Genomic DNA, 15,736 nt, shown 5'->3' on the forward strand with positions numbered 1-15,736 from the left:
TGATCACAGATCTTTTTAAGCCTCGCTCATTTATTTGGGCGGGGCTTTTTGTTTTCCTGTTTTATTGAAGGATAGTAATTAGTGGAAGTCAATAGCAGAGAGGCTGCCTCAACTTCCAACAGGAATTAAAACAAACTTACTGAACCTCAAACGTATCCCCTTCCGTCAGCAGCTTGAAATTGACACCGGTATTTTCGGGCTGCTGCATGGCTTGGGTAAAATCATTCTCTGGGTCTTTCATGCCGTCGTCGGCGAGGGGGAAAGTACCGAAGTGCATGCCAAAGGAGATTTCAGCTCCCACGTCTTTGTGGATTTGAATGGCTTCCTCCGGATTCACATGCATGGGCTTCATAAACCAGCGGGGTTTATAAGCTCCAATGGGAATAAGTCCCACTTTGATATTGGGATGTTGCTCACCAATTTGTTTAAAGAAATCGCCGTAGCCCGTGTCGCCGGCAAAGTATACGCTGCCTACGGGGGTGTCAATCACGTAACCTGACCAGAATGTTTTATCCCTGTCAAACAGTCCGCGTGCAGAAAAATGCTGGGCCTGAACCGAATGAATGGTGATGTCGCTGTCAATAGGCTGCTTCTCTTTCCAGTCTAAAGCAAGGGTGTTTTCAATGCCTTCCTGATTCAGGTACAGATCCACACCAAGCGGGACAATCACACGTGGCTCAAATTGCTCATTGAGCTTCTTCAGGGTGTTGATGTCAAGATGATCATAGTGGTTGTGGCTGATGATGATCAGGTCGATGGGTGGCAAATCCTCAAAGCGAACTCCAGGTGGGCGGAATCGTTTGGGCCCGGCAAAGGACATCGGACTTACCCGTTCACTCCATACGGGGTCCGTAAGTATATTCACGCCGGCCGTTTGAATGAGGAAGGTGGAGTGATTCACATAGGTGATTTTCATTCCTGTGGTAACATTGTCATCGGGACGTTCAGCAAAGGTTATTTCCTCTTCAGGAACTACCGACCATTCTCCCTGATCACGCTGGAAGTACCACTTCATAACGTCAAAGAAATCCTTGGAAGGAACCTCACCGGGATTCTCAAAAGTAGTTCCATTAAAATGATCAGACTTCGGTCCTTCATAACCGGGTTTAGAAACCGCCCAGCCAACGATAGTAATAATCAGTGCAAAAACGATGAGCAGGCCGGTAATCCAGAGCATTATTTTCTTAAATAGGTTCATATCAGAAATAAATTATTCTCCGGATGATAACTGTTATTCACTGAAATAAATTTCAGCTCTGCCTTGGTTACTTCAATTGCTTCTCGAAGAATTCGTAGATGCGCCGGTATTCATCATACCAGGCATCTTCATCCCGGAAGCTGTGTCGTTCGGTTGGGTACATCATCATCTCGAATTCTTCATTTCCGTTTTGAATGAGAATCTCTATGTAATGCACAACATCCTGAAAACCGACATTGTCATCAATCAGCCCGTGAAGCAGAATAACCGGCTGTTCCAGCGAATCGGCATAAGTGATCGGTGAACTGCGGGCGTAATTTCCCGGATTGTCTTCCGGTGTTCCCAACCTTGGCAGCGTGTACCAGGGATTGGCATAATAATAGTTTTCCCAGTTGGTAACCGACCGTAATCCGGCGGCGGCATCAAAATGTTCCGGGGAAACACCAACGGCATACAGAGCCATAAAGCCGCCATAACTTCCGCCATAAATTCCTACGCGGGAAGTGTCGGCTTTGTCGTAATTATCGGCGAGGAAGGCCAGCCCGTCTTCGATGTCTTCGGTTTCATACTTACCCATCCAGTTGGTGACGTCTTCGCGAAATTTTCGACCATAGCCGGTGCTGTGGCGGTAATCCACTTCAATGACATAATATCCCTGCAGGGTTAAATACTGGTGAAACATATATTCGCGCCAGTAGTTGTTCGACCAGCCTTTATACACGTTTTGAAGGGAGCCGGCGCCATGTACAAAAACAACCACCGGGTTGCCATCAGGATTTCTTTTAGCCGGTTTCAATACCGACATAGAAAGTCGTGTTTCTCCATCGCGACCGGTAAAGCGTACATAGTCTTCTTCCTGCCAGCTGTATTCGTAAAAAGAATCAGGCACTGAGTTGGTAAGCTGTGTTTCTCTTTTGGGGATCATGGTATCTACCGCATACAAATCAAACGGCTCGTTGAAGTAGGTTTTTTCATAAACTACATACCGCCGGTCGGGACTCAGTTCAAAATCTCTTCGATACCCTTCTTCTGAAGTAAGCTTGGTGGGCAGGTTGGTGATAATGTCCAGTTTGTATAGCTGTCGTTCACCGGGATCCATTTCGGAAGAAGCCATTACAATGGTGCGCTCATCAATCCAGGTAGCCCAGGGAATGTCGTACTCACCAAAGGTATGCTGCTCAAATCCTGTGCCATCCGGGTTGATGGTATAAATGTGATTCCAGCCGTCCTGCTCGCTTTGGAACATCAGCTTATCAGTAGCAGGCGCAAACTCCATGTTGGTGTTGTACATCCAGCCATTAGTTTCATCCTCAAAAAGCTTCTTGGCCTCCAGTGTGTTCACATTATACACGGTGATCGTCCGGTTTTTCATAGGCGGATCAATGTAGTCGATGGCGAGGTGGTTCCCTGAAGAACTTACATCGGTATCGAGGTATCCTTTGTGTGTAAAAATGATTTCAACATCTCCGGAATCAACACCGGCGATAGATACCGTACGTGTTGGGATGCCACGGTTACTGCCCCCCGGTTCCACGAAGGTGTCTGCGTATTCAGGGAAAAAGACCTCGCGATATTCTGATCGGTCGGTTTGAGTGAGCACCAATTTGTCTCCGGCCCAGTGTTCCACATTATAAGAAGGGCGTCCTTCTTTACGATTGGTGATTTGCTTCATAAAAGCCTGCTCAATACCCGAAACCCACACATCTCCGTTCTGAACGAAGGCAAAACGGGAGCCGTCAGCGCTCCAAACCGGATCATAATCATAATTTTTGGATGCTACGACAACACGTTCATTTCCAAAGTCTTTGTCTGCAAGTACCAGGTCTCCGTTTTTTGTGTAAAGGACGTGATTTCCGTCAGGGGAAAGTTCATAGTTCCGAACAACATCATCTTCCGCTTTCTGCTGGTTTTTGCCGCTTAAGCCAACCCGGAAAAGATCGGTGTCGGAAGTGGCAGAGTCGCTCCAGCTGAAATAAATGGTTTTGCCATCCGGCGAGAAGTTAGAAAAAGAAGGACGGGCACCGGGAATAAACGGCTCGTGAAAGATGTCTTTAAACTCCAGCTGTTCCGGGAATTGTTGGGCTTTAAGGTCAGCACCAAAAAGTAACAGAACGAGAGAAAGTGATATCAGTTTTTTCATGGATAAATCGGTGTTAAGAATGAAGCATGAGAATAAAAACTTTGAGGGAGAAAAATTGCAAAAATTGGTTTACAAAAACCCTGCCACCAGCTATCAATGAATTAGTGTAAAAACAATTCTATTGTACTAAAGGCGTCTCCTTCCCTTCAAAAAGGGAAGGAACAAGGATGGGTTAGTTAGCGAAGGGCACATTTTTGGTAGCTGGTGTTGAACCATGATTTGCAGGATTGAAGGAGGGCCATGATGTTTGTGTTCTTCCGCAGGCTAAAACCCAGCCGTAAACGGCTTGCTTGTGTACCGGAAAAAGTTTGACTCTATTCAGGCTTTATTTTTAGAACGGAAAGTTATCCTTTACACAAGCGATGGGTTTCAACCTTTCCGCTCTAACCCATCCTTAACTGCTTGCTGACAAATGGATGTTGTATATAAACTCCCAAACCCTGCCGTAACTAAATATGTTGGAATGACAGAATAGTGTAAACATCAGTCAATATTCAGCATTCGAGAAAGCGATGAGAGACTTATCTTAAATAAAAATCAAAAACCAATGCTATGAAGACGATCACATTAAACATTTCAGGAATGGGTTGTAGCGGTTGTGCCAATACCGTTGAATCTGCTTTGCAATCGTTAGACGGAGTCGATACTGCAAAGGTAGAACTCGATAAGGAAACGGCTAGGGTATCATTTGATGATTCACGGGTTCAATTGTCAGATTTTGAAAAAGCGATTGATGACTCTGGCTATACAATGAAAGGAGTGAAAGCATAACCATGAAAGCTACCCTTCAAATTGATGGAATGCATTGCGCCGGTTGTGCCAATACGGTAGACAAACAGCTCGAAAACCTGGAAGGGGTTAAGTCGGCCACGGTAAATCTGGCAACAGAATCAGCTATCGTGGAATACGAAGGCGGGCTTTCCATGGACGATTTTGAGGAAGCTGTCTCCAAAGCCGGGTATACGCTGGTGCGGGACGATTCCGATGAAGAAACAAAAGCAGATCAGGTAGAACAGCGGGAGCAAAAGAAGTACGAAACCGCTAAACGAAATATGATCTGGTCGTGGGTTCCAACGGCTTTGATGCTGCTGTGGATGCTCCCCATGTGGATTGCCGATACTATGTTTTTAGGTCCGGTAGGTATGGAGCTGGGAATGATTCTGCTCTCCGGTTTTGCCATTTTCATTCCCGGATGGGAAACCATCAAAAGCGCCTGGAAGTCATCGGTAAACCTGAGTCCAAATATGGATGTACTGATTGCAATGGGGGCTTTAGCTTCGCTTTCAACCGGTTTTGTAAAGCTGGCTCATGAGCTGGGCGTTGGCCCTGATTTCCACAGTTTTGCCATGATCGGAGGTATGATTATGGCCTTTCACCTAACCGGCCGGTTCATTGAAACGAAGGCGAAGGGGAGCGCTTCACAGGCCATTCGTAAATTGTTGACGCTGGGGGCTAAAGAAGCTTCAGTGATCAGAGATGGGGAAGAAGTAAAGATCCCGATTAAAGAATTACAAGTCGGGGACGTCATGCTGGTGCGGCCGGGAGAAAAAATTCCAACTGACGGAGAAGTTATTGAAGGAAACAGCAGCGTGGATGAATCCATAGCCACCGGGGAGTCGATGCCGGTGGAAAAATCGGAAGGTGATGAAGTAATAGGCGCCACGCTGAATACCAACAGTGTATTAAAGGTAAAGGCAACGAAAGTGGGAAATGAGACCTTCCTGAACCAGGTAATCAAGCTGGTGGAAGAAGCTCAGGGTAGTAAAATTCCTATTCAGGATTTTGCCGATCGGGTGACGAAAGTATTTGTTCCTTTTGTACTGTTATTAGCGATAATGACCCTTGCTGCATGGCTGATATTCCCGGAGTTTTTTGGTGGGATTGTGGAATGGGCTTCATCGTTTATTCCCTGGGTTAACCCGGATTTAGGATCCACCCCGCTGGCTTTTTATGCGATGATAGCCGTGCTCGTGATTGCTTGTCCGTGTGCACTCGGGCTGGCTACTCCAACGGCTTTGATGGTGGGATCAGGACTTGGGGCTGAAAATGGAATCCTTATCCGGAAGGGAGAAGCCATTCAGCGCATGAAAGATGTGAATGCCATTGTACTTGATAAGACGGGCACCATCACCAAAGGAAAGCCAACAGTAACGGATGTGATCCCATTTGGTGGAACCGAAAAAGCGGATTTGTTAAAGTGGGCGGCATCGATAGAAAATAATTCTGAACACCCGCTGGCCCGGGCAGTGGTAAACCATGCATCTGATCAGGAGATTAACCCGCAAGAAGTCTCCGGTTTTGAATCGGTAACGGGCAAGGGTGTGTATGCGATACTGGAAGGTAAGAAGGTAGGAGTAGGTACTCCATCGCTGATGGAGAAGCTTGGAGTTGAACTATCTTCGGAAGTCTCGTCTCAAAAACAGCAGCTGGAGGAAAATGCGAAAACAGGTGTTTTGGTCAGTTTTGACGGAGAAATTGTCGGGCTGCTTGGCATAGCCGATGAAGTCAAAGAGGATAGCCAACAGGCCATTAAAGAGCTGAAGAAAATGGGACTCAAAACCATCATGCTTACCGGAGACAATCAAAAGACTGCCCGGGCTATTGCAGACCAAGTTGGAATTGATGAAGTAATCGCTGAAGTACTTCCCGACCAAAAATCTAATGAAGTAAAACGCCTTCAGGAAGCCGGTGATGTAGTGGCAATGGTCGGTGATGGCATCAACGATGCCCCGGCGCTTACTCTTGCTGATGTGGGCATTGCCATCGGCACCGGAACGGATGTTGCGATTGAGTCCGGTGATATTGTTCTTGTGAAGGGAGATTTATCAGCTGTAATTCGGGCCATTAACCTCAGCAATAAAACCTTTACCAAAATAAAACAGAACCTTTTCTGGGCTTTTTTCTACAACCTGATTATGATTCCGCTGGCATTTGTGGGGTGGCTGCATCCATTGCTGGCCGAAGCCGCCATGGCTTTTAGTTCCATTAACGTGGTGTTTAATTCACGGCGACTTGGTAAGGCAAAATTGAACTAAATCTGTTAAAACAAAATTGCTTCAGGACAGTTATCTTGTGGCAAATCATTTTAAACAATCAAAGAATATGAATAACGCAAAGATTTTAATTGTTGGATTATTAGTAACGGTAGGTGTTGCTGCTTTTTTATTCTGGCCGGGCAATTCCCCGCAAAACATCCTGTCCGATAAAACCGAAATAGTAATGTACAAAAATGAAGGCTGCCAGTGCTGCACCAAGTGGGGCGACCATATGGAAGAAGGAGAGTTTACTGTGGAAGAAGTTCCAACTCCGGTTCTCATGCAGGTGAAACAGCAAAACGGAATTACCCGTGAATTGGCATCCTGCCACACCGCGATGATCGGCGATTATGTTGTGGAAGGACACGTGCCCCGGGCCGATGTGGAGCGCCTGCTTCAGGAAAAACCGGAAGATGTGATTGGTTTAGCCGTTCCGGGAATGCCAACCGGATCACCGGGAATGGAAATGCCGGGGCGTCCCGCTGACAATTATGATGTAATACTTCTGAAAAAGGACGGCACCACCAGCGTGTACGCATCACACTAAAAGAAGTACCTTAGTAATTGAGAAAGGCTTACCGTTAACCGGTAAGCCTTTTTTTATGTGCGTTATATCCGAAATAAATTATTTAACAATGATTTTACCGAATAAATGAAACAAAATGCCGCTAAGAGTCTTTAATAGGGTGAATACAAACAAAACTAAGACACATGAAAAAGACAATTGGCGGAATGTTAACCGCAGGCGGATTAATAGGGATTATCTATTTTGGATACCAATACCTGCAGGATTCCGAATCCTTTGAGGCATTTGGTACAGATGTAGCGATCAGTACAGGAGACTACACCCCCATCATTATCTCTGCAGTTGTAATGGTTGCCGGAATTGTAGTTTCAAAGCTAAACCTGAAATAAATCAAGAATAAAAGATCAGTCATCTCGAGGAGCACCAATGCTTGAATTGGTTTAAAATTTTCGTCGACGAAGCGATCTCCGGGAATAGGGTTAATATTTCTGCAGTGAGTGCTTAATCAATAGCAAAGATCTATAAACCACACAGCTTTTCACTCATTTTCCACAGCTCCCGGGCTGCATCGGCATCGCGGGCGGTTTTGCTGGGTGTGGCTGCTTTTTTGTTTTTGAAGTAGGCACCATTTACGTTTTCTAAATCCGGTGAGGTGGCAAGATAAATGGAGGTCTCAGCTCCTTTTCGGGGTGAAGCCATAAACGGTTTACCAATAGTGAACAGGGTTTTCATAATCCAGCTGGCGTCGCTGGCAAAGTTTGAGGCAATGGTTCCCGGATGCAGGCAGTTTACCGTAACCGATGTGTCTAATAATCGGTGAGCCAGTTCCTTGGTGAAAAGAATATTGAACAATTTAGAATTGCCGTATGCTTTTGTTGGGTTGAAATTTTCAGAAAGCTGAAGGTTTTCAGGGTCAAACTCTCCGGCTTTGTGAGCCTGGGAAGATACGTTGATAACCCGTGCATAATCTGAAGCTTTTATATGATCAAGTAACAGATTTGTGAACAGAAAATAACCGATGTGATTTACAGCAAAAGTCTTTTCCAATCCATCCACCGTTTCCTCTCTCTCTGAAGCGATAAAGCCGTGATTATTGATCAGCACATCAACCTTGTCATAATCTGATGTAATCTTCTCTGCAGCCTGTCGAATTTCAGACTGGATAGCAAAATCGCAGAGTACAATATCGATCCCGGGGTTTGAAGTTTCATCGACGATTTGCTGACGGGCTTCATTCGCTTTGTCCTCATTCCTGCACACCATCACAATGTATGCGCCTTTCTTTGCCAGCGCTTTCGTGGTTTCAAATCCAATACCGGAATTGGCTCCGGTTATTACGCATAGTTTGTTGTTCATAGAGAATGTCCTTCGTTGATACCTGACTTTATCGGGTTAATAGCTTTGAAAGTTTCAAAAGAATAAATCAGAGGGATAATTGATGTACGCAAACGGTTTACCAAAGCATCAAATTCCGTATCTTTACAGAAAATTTCTAAGCAAGCCATGATACAAGAATATCTGAACTCCATTGAGAAATTTGTTGTAGTAGGTGACCGGGTGCTCATTAAGCCCCGCGATATGGAAACCCACACCCGCAGCGGACTGGTGCTCCCGGCTTCTGTAAAGGAGAAGGAGGAAATCCAAAGTGGCTATATTGTCAAAACCGGCCCGGGTTATCCCATCCCGAACACCGATATCGAAGAGACCTGGAAAGGAAGCACCGATACCAAGTACATCGGTATGCAGGCTATAGAAGGAGACCTGGCCATTTTCCTGAAAAAGCAGGCTTATGAAATTGAATTTGAAAACGAAAAATACCTAATCGTCCCCCATGCAGCTATCCTGTTGCTTATCCGGGATGAACAAATAACTTAAATGACCCAAGAGAAAACACTGACTGACGAGAAGAGAGAAGGACAACAAGAACTAAACGAGACCAACCAGCCGGAACCACCCAAGCATTCTGTTTTTGATGACATCCAGGGCATTGTCATTGGCTCGCTGTTGGCTGCTTTCGGTATCGCCATCTTTTCGCACATGAACTTCCTGATTGGCGGTACGGCAGGGGTGTCGTTTCTTGTGCAGTATACCACCGACTTCAGCTTTGGGGTCGTTTTCTTCGTAATTAACTTGCCCTTCTATGTGTTGGCGGTGAAAAAGCTGGGATGGGAATTCACCATCAAAACCTTCCTGGCTGTTTTCGGTGTTTCATTCCTTACCGAGTTCATTCCGATGATTTTTGAGTTCGGGGAAATTAATCCCTGGTTTGCGGCTATTTTCGGAGGCTTCCTGATTGGGAGTGGCTTGCTGATGCTCTTCAGGCACAAAGCCAGTTTGGGAGGGTTGAACATCCTGTCTATTTACGTACAGGAATACTTTCAAATCAGTGCCGGTAAGTTTCAGATGGTGGCCGATACCCTCATTATACTGGCGGCCTTTTTTGTGGTTGACTGGAAAGCACTCGCATTTTCGGTGCTGGCCTCTGTTGCCCTTAACATCATCCTGGCCATTAATCATAAGCCCGGCCGCTATCGCGGAATGAGTTAAAATAGGTTGGGTATCACTAAGTAAATCCTAAACTTATACTGCGATCTCCTCTAAATCTCCTCCTTATCAAGGAGGAGACTTATTCGTGCTACTCACAACTTCAGGAAGTTGGATTCAAGCAACCCATTATTTTAAGAAGTATTTCTCCTTGCGAAGGAGAAAACAAAAGAGGTCGGAAATTATCCAAGGGAACTTAGAGTACTATTAATTTACTCTCTCAACAAAATGATTGAACACGGATGAGACGGATGGAGTTGATTTTTGCAGATTCAAGTAATTAATGGTCCATCGTAAATCGATCACACGGTCCATCGTCATTCAATATGGTTCAAGCCTAAAAATAAGCCGGGTCATCTCGCGGCGAATGCCCGGGATCTTGATGATTAATTCCTTTTCGGTGCTTTGTAAAAGTAGATCACTCTTTAACTGGTGGCTACGCTCCGACGCAGAGCGTCAGAGCGAGATATGGATTCAGGAGATGGGCAAGATAAATCTTCCATCTTCAGTGTAGATAAAAACTCCCCCTCGTGCTGACGCTCTGCGTCGGCACGAATAGGGGTGATAAGTGGAGAGCCAAAGACACCAAACTTGCACGGAATGTTTTGTCTTATATATTAGGTTGTCTGATCAATCCACAATCAATCAAATTAAAGCCTATGAAACGCCGGGAATTTTTACTGAAATCAGCCTTAATGGGAGCGGCCGCTACTTTCCCAATCCATAAACTATTTGCGGCCGAGCAGGAAAGTCCGTTTACCACCCTTCGAAGAAATGTGGGGACATTTGTTGGCCGGGGAGGAACCATAGGCTGGCTGGTAAACGATGATGCGGTGGTTATTGTGGATTCCCAGTTCCCGGAGTCGGCTCAAACCTGTATTTCAGGACTGGAGGATATGACGGACATTGCTTTTGATATGCTGATCAACACCCATCACCACGGCGATCATACCGCCGGAAACCCGGCTTTCAAAGGGAAGGTGAAGCGGATTGTGGCTCATAAAAACGTACCGGATTTGCAGAAGGCTTCAGCCGAATCACGCGGACAGGAAGCACTGGATGCGCAGGTGTATCCCGACACGACCTATGAAGAGAAATGGTCGGAAGATGTGGGTGATGAAACCGTTCACCTAACTCACTACGGCAGGGCGCATACCTCCGGAGATTCCGTTATATACTTTGAAAAAGCCAATGTAGCTCATATGGGCGATTTGATGTTTAACCGGGCTCATCCGTTCATAGACCGTGGAGCCGGAGCTTCCATTTCAAACTGGATTACCACGTTAAACCGAACAGCGGATGACCTTCCATCAGATACGATGTACATTTTCGGGCATGGCAATTCGAATTACGGAATTACGGGAAGTGCAGAAGATCTGGAAGTGATGAGTGAATTCCTTGCTGCTCTTTTAGATTATACACAAAAGGGGATGGATGCCGGGATGTCTAAGGAGGAACTGATGAACAAGGAAACGCTGGACGGTTTTGAGGAATTCAAAGCTCCGGGTTGGAGACTACCTCTTAGTGCTAATATTGAAGTGGCCTATGCTGAATTAACGGAAGGCAATGGATAAACAAAAAACGTCAACTCAAAATCCTGCTAAGAAAGAAACAAAACGCCGTTGTTTGTTCTGTGGACAGGAAGCGGAATTGATCTGGGTTCATGGACACGGACAATGTGCTGCTTGTGGAACCAATGCCGAAGAATGCTGCCGGGGAGAGGTAAAGTGTTAACGTGCTTAAAACGTCGTTAACACGTCAACACATTCTCAATAATCATACTGCCACCGGATGTCGATACCCTGCCGGTTGTCATCACCCTGAGTAAGAATTAAATCAAGGTTCTTGGTAAGCAGGTATTCCAGAATAAACAGGGTCTCCGGCGTAGCTCCGCTTATCTCATTGACGATTGCGAAGAATGTACGGCGGTTCAGGTACCAGCCGGTTTTGATGGACGGATTTCCATTGGCCCCGGAATTATCAATCTGAACCACATCAATTCCAAGCTGTTGCGTGGCCAGTGTCTCAAATTCATCTAAGAGAACATCTACCAGTAAATCGGTTGGGGATGATCCACTGCTTCCACTCACCACCTGCTGCCACGATTCCAGCGCATAGCAGGGTTTGTTAAAGAGGGTGTAGCAAACAATATCCTGCTGCTCCATTTGTGGAGTACTTTCGAACCTGAAATCGGGATCTTCTGCCTCACCTTCAATGATGTAATACAAGATTATTGGGTCACCCTGCTTTTGGGAGGTCTGCGGAACATAACTGGTTTTGATGAACAGGTCGGGATTTGTAGCCGGCCCGCTGAAGGTAAAGGTACCTTCATCAAGGGTAAACTGTTTCCCTAAAGGTCGCACGTAACCGCGCTCAGCATTAAGAGTACCGAAAAGCTCCAGGTCTTGCTCAACCTGCTTTTGCGCATCCAGTTCTCCGGTCATGGCAATTTCCAAATCCAGGTATCGGCGGTTTCGGATCAGGAAGTTTCGTTCAATCACAAACTGCATGTCGATGGTCAGTGAATCGTATGCACTGAATGACGAGGTTTCTTCCCCTTCAAGCTCTACGGTTTCTACCGATCTTTCTCCAAAATCCTGCAGGTATACAAACCCATTTTTTACGCGCAGCTCACCCGAAGCCGTAGGGCGGGTTGGCTTACCAGAGAGCTTGCTGTTTAAATCAATGGTCAGGTTGTAATCGGATGTGTTAGCCAGTCGAAAACGAGTTGCTCTTGCATCAATATTAAGATTGGTTGGGGTGATGCCCTCCATATCGATAGAGCCATTGGCATTAAAACTACCACTTCCACTTCTGGCCGTGAGTTGATTCAGTCGCAAACCGGATTCATTAAAATCCAGCTCAGATTTGATGCCTGTAAGCTGAATGCCGGCTATGGGCACGGAAAGCTCTCCTCTGTCGAGCCGCAGATATCCTTCCGGGGTAAGAGTGCTCTTGGTGCCGGCTATTTCGATGTCCGCATTCAACATACCCCGAAGCTTGTTCATATACTGTTTGTCCAGAAAATCATTAAACACCGACAAGTTAAAGTCATCGGTAACCACACTAATGTACAGCGAGTCATCTTCACCCGGCATATTCATTGTTAAAGTCCGGAAGTCCATTGATACAGGAAGTTCAGATCGGATAGAAGCTGCTTGCTGACCCCGGGCTCTGATCTCAGCATTTGTCGTTACATTTTTTTGTTGGTGATGATATCGGAATTCTGCAAAGGCAGAGTCAATCTTTATACCGGAAAGTGTAGGGTCACCAAGTTGAAATACTCCTTCCATATCGGGTTCGCCCGCAGTGCCTGAAAGCTGCCCGTTAAATGAGAGAATGCCACGAGTTCCGGTTATTCCGAAGGCATTCAGCAAGTTCTGAAATTCACTAAGCTGAACAGGATTAATCATCAACTGTCCTCTCACAGGTTCTTCGAAAAAGGAATCATCAAGCGTGGCAGGGTCGGCAGCTACAAAAGGAACATCCAGTTGGCCGGATATTTTTTCTTCCCCGTTCATTTTGAGCCCAAGCTCAGCTTTTAATCGCCTGGTCATCAGGCTGAAGTTCAGGTTCATGGTGTCCACTTCTGTACCCTGATAGGCAAGGTTGGAAAATGTCAGCAGTCCGTCTCCGGAAAGATCCTGAGGGCTGTTCGAAAAGCGCATATTTCCGGAGAGAACACCATCCACAAACCGCTCATCAAATATGATCTCCTGAATCACTCCAAAATCGAAATCTTGTCCTCGAATCCAGCCTTCCTGTTTCAGTGAATCGGCAAAAGGTATAGCCATAGTTAAGTACGTTCCGCCATCCGACTGCAGGTGAAGAGTGTCGGTTCGAATACTTGCATCCTGATAGGCGAGCCGGAAAGGGGATTGCAGGGAAAGAACTCTGGCAGGTGTTCTAAAATCAAACTGCTGCCATAGCAGGCGGGTGTTTAAGGTCTCAAGGTTGATTTTATAATTTCCCGACTGGGTGATTTCCCCGGCGTCGTCACTTTCAATATCCAGCATAAAACTGCCGTTCATGGAGTCAGCAGAAGCAATCCCAATGGTTTCGAAGTGGATGTCCTGCAGGGTGAAGTCGGTGTATGCCGGCTGACCAACATCCAGAGAAAGTTCGTAGTTGTAAGTATCACCAATGCCAATCATAGTATTCCCTTCAATAGACTGTGCTGAAAGGAGGGTATCGTATTTGAAATCTTGCAAATCTACATTGCCGTCAAACTGAAGCCGGGTCTCTTTTTCGGTGATATTCCCGGTTACGGTTCCTTCAGCACTCAGCAGTTGAACCCCCAAAGCAGAGGCTAAAGGCTGCAGGTTTTTAATGTTCATATCCACCGCCAGCTTGTTCAAAGGATCTGATTGGTCCCTGAGGTTGCGCCGTCCGGAAAATGTTCCCTCTATAACCTCACTTTTAAGATCGCCTTCCGTTATGGTGAGAATATTCCTGTTGAGATCAGCAATGATATTGAGGCGGTCGAAAGAAGCACCGTTCACATAGCTTGAATCAATGAGTAAACTTGATTGAAGCTCCAGCTTCTCAGGATCAAAATATCGTCCAGAGCCTGAGGCTTTCAGGTTAATGCTGGTTGGAAAATTCTCCACTCCTGAAATCTCGGAAGCGTTGAATGCGGAGGTGTTGATATTATAGGTGTAAGAAGGCGATTCGCCGAGATAATCCGCAACAGCGCTTTTAAAGGAAACCTTACTGTCAATAAGCTGAATAAAACCATCGGCTTTTAAGGAGTCTTTGGTTATAGTGCCCTTAATGACTAAGTCTGACATTCTTTGACCGGCTATAGTGACAGTATCTACCGCGAGTATATTTCTTTTAAATCGTTCGGTAATGGGCTGAGCTCTGAATTCAGGTTTTTTGGGCAATAAGATAGAAAAGCTCCAGGGCTCTTCAGTTAATCCAAAGCCATAACCTTCAAATATAGCGGACAAGCTAACTTTCCCCTCCAGGTCAGGGTTTTGAAGCCACCAACTTAAGTCAATGTCGTTAAGATAAACGGGAAGATACCATTCCGGTGTCTCATCGAATAACTGATAAATTCTGGGGTAAGCAATAATTTCATCCTGTCCGTCTTTGAGCTGGAGATGCCCCCGAAATTCTTCGTCTTGAAGAGTTCCGCTTCCATAAAATTGTTTAAATACATAGTCCTGATAATGAATCCCACTGAAGGTATATCCCCAGGTTGCATTTATATTCCGGTAATCCTGAGTGATTTGCCCTTCTACGGTAGCCTGAAATCCTTCGATATAAGCTTTTACAGAATCGTTGGTAAAATAGCCGACATCAATATTCTGAGCACTGATGCCAAGCTTTTTAAGTGTGGGTGTCCCCGAAAGCGAGAGATCAGAAATGGCCAAAAATTCATCGAAACCTTCTCCTTCGGCAGTTACTTCAATATGCAGTGAATCCATACTGCCGCCGGCTTTTAATCCCAATTGAAGTTCCTGAGTTGGGATGTCATTCTGAATGTAAGCTTGAAGGTCTTTCAGCGACAAAGGGTTGGCTTCGGCGTCGGTAGTAAAGGTAGAATCCTGGAGGTTTGCAAAGGCATCGGCTTTCAACATCGAGCGACCGGTTTCAATCAGTAAACGGTTTAAGGTAATTTCCTGATCCTGATAAGAACCGGATGTTTCAACAGAAATGGCGGAGGGAAGCCGGCCTTCCTTTACCTTAAAACTAAGGGACGAGAGGGAGCCGGAAATGTCACTGCCTAAAGAAAGCCCGGCTGATGCATTCAGGTTCTCTATACTAAGAGAGGTGTCCGGCAAATAGGAAGCGGAGCGCACTAATACCGAGCTGTTCTCAATCAGGATATTATCCAGGTAAATACCAAATGAGGAGCCTGTAGATGGCTGAGTTGGCTCACCCTCCCTGACCAGGTTCTGGACATTAAAAGTGGTATCGGCTTCTTCAATGATCGATGCATTCAGTCCGCTTACTTTGATTTGGTTGGATTGAAATGAGCCCTTTAAAAGCGACCAAATATTATATTGAACCCCCAGTGTGTCGATGCTGGCAAGGGTATCGGTTTGCTGTAAAGCGATGGAGGTGACAACAAAGTCATTCCATAAATCCCCGTCTATACCCCCTATGGAAAAGGTGCCATTCAATTGCTCGTTTGCCAGCGTGGTGATTTTATTTTTCGCAAAATTATGAACCGGCGAGGTTTTCAGTGAAAGCCGCAGAAATGAGGCCAGAATTAAAAGCGAAAGCAAAGTCCATCCAACGACTTTCAAAATGCGAACCGTGATATGTGTGTTCTTTTCACTCAT

The 15,736-nt window shown here is 45.7% G+C and carries 12 protein-coding genes; 8 read left to right on the forward strand and 4 right to left on the reverse strand.

What is annotated here, in order from left to right:
* Positions 1-136 precede the first annotated feature (136 nt).
* The gene (locus ABFW99_RS08300; protein WP_349353904.1) at positions 137-1,177 is read right to left on the reverse strand and encodes an MBL fold metallo-hydrolase; all 1,041 of its coding nucleotides are present in this window, start codon (positions 1,175-1,177) and stop codon (positions 137-139) included.
* 88 nt (positions 1,178-1,265) lie between these two features.
* Positions 1,266-3,338, reverse strand: coding sequence for a S9 family peptidase (locus ABFW99_RS08305; RefSeq protein WP_349353905.1), 2,073 nt, complete (start codon positions 3,336-3,338; stop codon positions 1,266-1,268).
* A gap of 552 nt (positions 3,339-3,890) precedes the next feature.
* On the opposite strand from ABFW99_RS08305, the gene ABFW99_RS08310 reads away from it, so the two are divergent.
* The 4 genes from ABFW99_RS08310 (at position 3,891) to ABFW99_RS08325 (ending at position 7,288) form a co-directional block, all read left to right on the forward strand.
* Positions 3,891-4,109 (forward strand): heavy-metal-associated domain-containing protein, encoded by a 219-nt coding sequence (locus tag ABFW99_RS08310; protein WP_349353906.1) that lies wholly within the window; start codon positions 3,891-3,893, stop codon positions 4,107-4,109.
* A gap of 2 nt (positions 4,110-4,111) precedes the next feature.
* Positions 4,112-6,373: a heavy metal translocating P-type ATPase gene (locus ABFW99_RS08315; protein ID WP_349353907.1), complete on the forward strand. Its 2,262-nt coding sequence runs from the start codon at positions 4,112-4,114 to the stop codon at positions 6,371-6,373.
* Between the two features lie 67 nt (positions 6,374-6,440).
* Complete coding sequence (locus tag ABFW99_RS08320) at positions 6,441-6,920, forward strand: DUF411 domain-containing protein (RefSeq protein WP_349353908.1); 480 nt, start codon at positions 6,441-6,443, stop codon at positions 6,918-6,920.
* Positions 6,921-7,084: 164 nt separating this feature from the next.
* Positions 7,085-7,288: a hypothetical protein gene (locus ABFW99_RS08325; protein ID WP_349353909.1), complete on the forward strand. Its 204-nt coding sequence runs from the start codon at positions 7,085-7,087 to the stop codon at positions 7,286-7,288.
* 130 nt (positions 7,289-7,418) lie between these two features.
* On the opposite strand, the gene ABFW99_RS08330 is transcribed toward ABFW99_RS08325, so the two are convergent.
* A complete protein-coding gene (locus ABFW99_RS08330) occupies positions 7,419-8,255 on the reverse strand; it encodes an SDR family oxidoreductase (protein WP_349353910.1) in 837 nt (278 codons plus the stop codon).
* A 147-nt stretch (positions 8,256-8,402) separates the two neighbouring features.
* On the opposite strand from ABFW99_RS08330, the gene ABFW99_RS08335 reads away from it, so the two are divergent.
* The 4 genes from ABFW99_RS08335 (at position 8,403) to ABFW99_RS08350 (ending at position 11,177) form a co-directional block, all read left to right on the forward strand.
* Positions 8,403-8,774, forward strand: coding sequence for a co-chaperone GroES (locus ABFW99_RS08335; RefSeq protein WP_255133714.1), 372 nt, complete (start codon positions 8,403-8,405; stop codon positions 8,772-8,774).
* Positions 8,775-9,446, forward strand: a complete 672-nt coding sequence (locus tag ABFW99_RS08340) for a YitT family protein (RefSeq protein WP_349353911.1) — start codon at positions 8,775-8,777, stop codon at positions 9,444-9,446.
* Between the two features lie 656 nt (positions 9,447-10,102).
* On the forward strand, positions 10,103-11,017 hold the full coding sequence (locus ABFW99_RS08345; protein WP_349353912.1) for an MBL fold metallo-hydrolase: 915 nt from the start codon (positions 10,103-10,105) through the stop codon (positions 11,015-11,017).
* Positions 11,010-11,177, forward strand: coding sequence for a hypothetical protein (locus ABFW99_RS08350; protein ID WP_349353913.1), 168 nt, complete (start codon positions 11,010-11,012; stop codon positions 11,175-11,177). The genes ABFW99_RS08345 and ABFW99_RS08350 overlap by 8 nt, the downstream gene beginning before the upstream one ends.
* Before the next feature lie 35 nt (positions 11,178-11,212).
* Here the strand turns inward: ABFW99_RS08350 and ABFW99_RS08355 are convergent, their stop codons facing one another.
* Entirely contained in the window at positions 11,213-15,736 is a 4,524-nt protein-coding gene (locus tag ABFW99_RS08355) for a translocation/assembly module TamB domain-containing protein (RefSeq protein WP_349353914.1), read from the reverse strand.

The sequence above is a fragment of the Gracilimonas sp. BCB1 genome (genome assembly GCF_040117685.2).
GTDB lineage: Bacteria > Bacteroidota > Rhodothermia > Balneolales > Balneolaceae > Gracilimonas.

What these genes read in the sequence shown, in the direction of transcription:
- ABFW99_RS08300 (WP_349353904.1), bottom strand. Translation starts at nt 1,177, where the DNA reads ATGCTCTGGATTACCGGCCTGCTCATCGTTTTTGCACTGATTATTACT.
- ABFW99_RS08305 (WP_349353905.1), bottom strand. Translation starts at nt 3,338, where the DNA reads ATGAAAAAACTGATATCACTTTCTCTCGTTCTGTTACTTTTTGGTGCT.
- ABFW99_RS08310 (WP_349353906.1), top strand. Translation starts at nt 3,891, where the DNA reads ATGAAGACGATCACATTAAACATTTCAGGAATGGGTTGTAGCGGTTGT.
- ABFW99_RS08315 (WP_349353907.1), top strand. Translation starts at nt 4,112, where the DNA reads ATGAAAGCTACCCTTCAAATTGATGGAATGCATTGCGCCGGTTGTGCC.
- ABFW99_RS08320 (WP_349353908.1), top strand. Translation starts at nt 6,441, where the DNA reads ATGAATAACGCAAAGATTTTAATTGTTGGATTATTAGTAACGGTAGGT.
- ABFW99_RS08325 (WP_349353909.1), top strand. Translation starts at nt 7,085, where the DNA reads ATGAAAAAGACAATTGGCGGAATGTTAACCGCAGGCGGATTAATAGGG.
- ABFW99_RS08330 (WP_349353910.1), bottom strand. Translation starts at nt 8,255, where the DNA reads ATGAACAACAAACTATGCGTAATAACCGGAGCCAATTCCGGTATTGGA.
- ABFW99_RS08335 (WP_255133714.1), top strand. Translation starts at nt 8,403, where the DNA reads ATGATACAAGAATATCTGAACTCCATTGAGAAATTTGTTGTAGTAGGT.
- ABFW99_RS08340 (WP_349353911.1), top strand. Translation starts at nt 8,775, where the DNA reads ATGACCCAAGAGAAAACACTGACTGACGAGAAGAGAGAAGGACAACAA.
- ABFW99_RS08345 (WP_349353912.1), top strand. Translation starts at nt 10,103, where the DNA reads ATGAAACGCCGGGAATTTTTACTGAAATCAGCCTTAATGGGAGCGGCC.
- ABFW99_RS08350 (WP_349353913.1), top strand. Translation starts at nt 11,010, where the DNA reads ATGGATAAACAAAAAACGTCAACTCAAAATCCTGCTAAGAAAGAAACA.
- ABFW99_RS08355 (WP_349353914.1), bottom strand. Translation starts at nt 15,736, where the DNA reads ATGAGTGAAAAGAACACACATATCACGGTTCGCATTTTGAAAGTCGTT.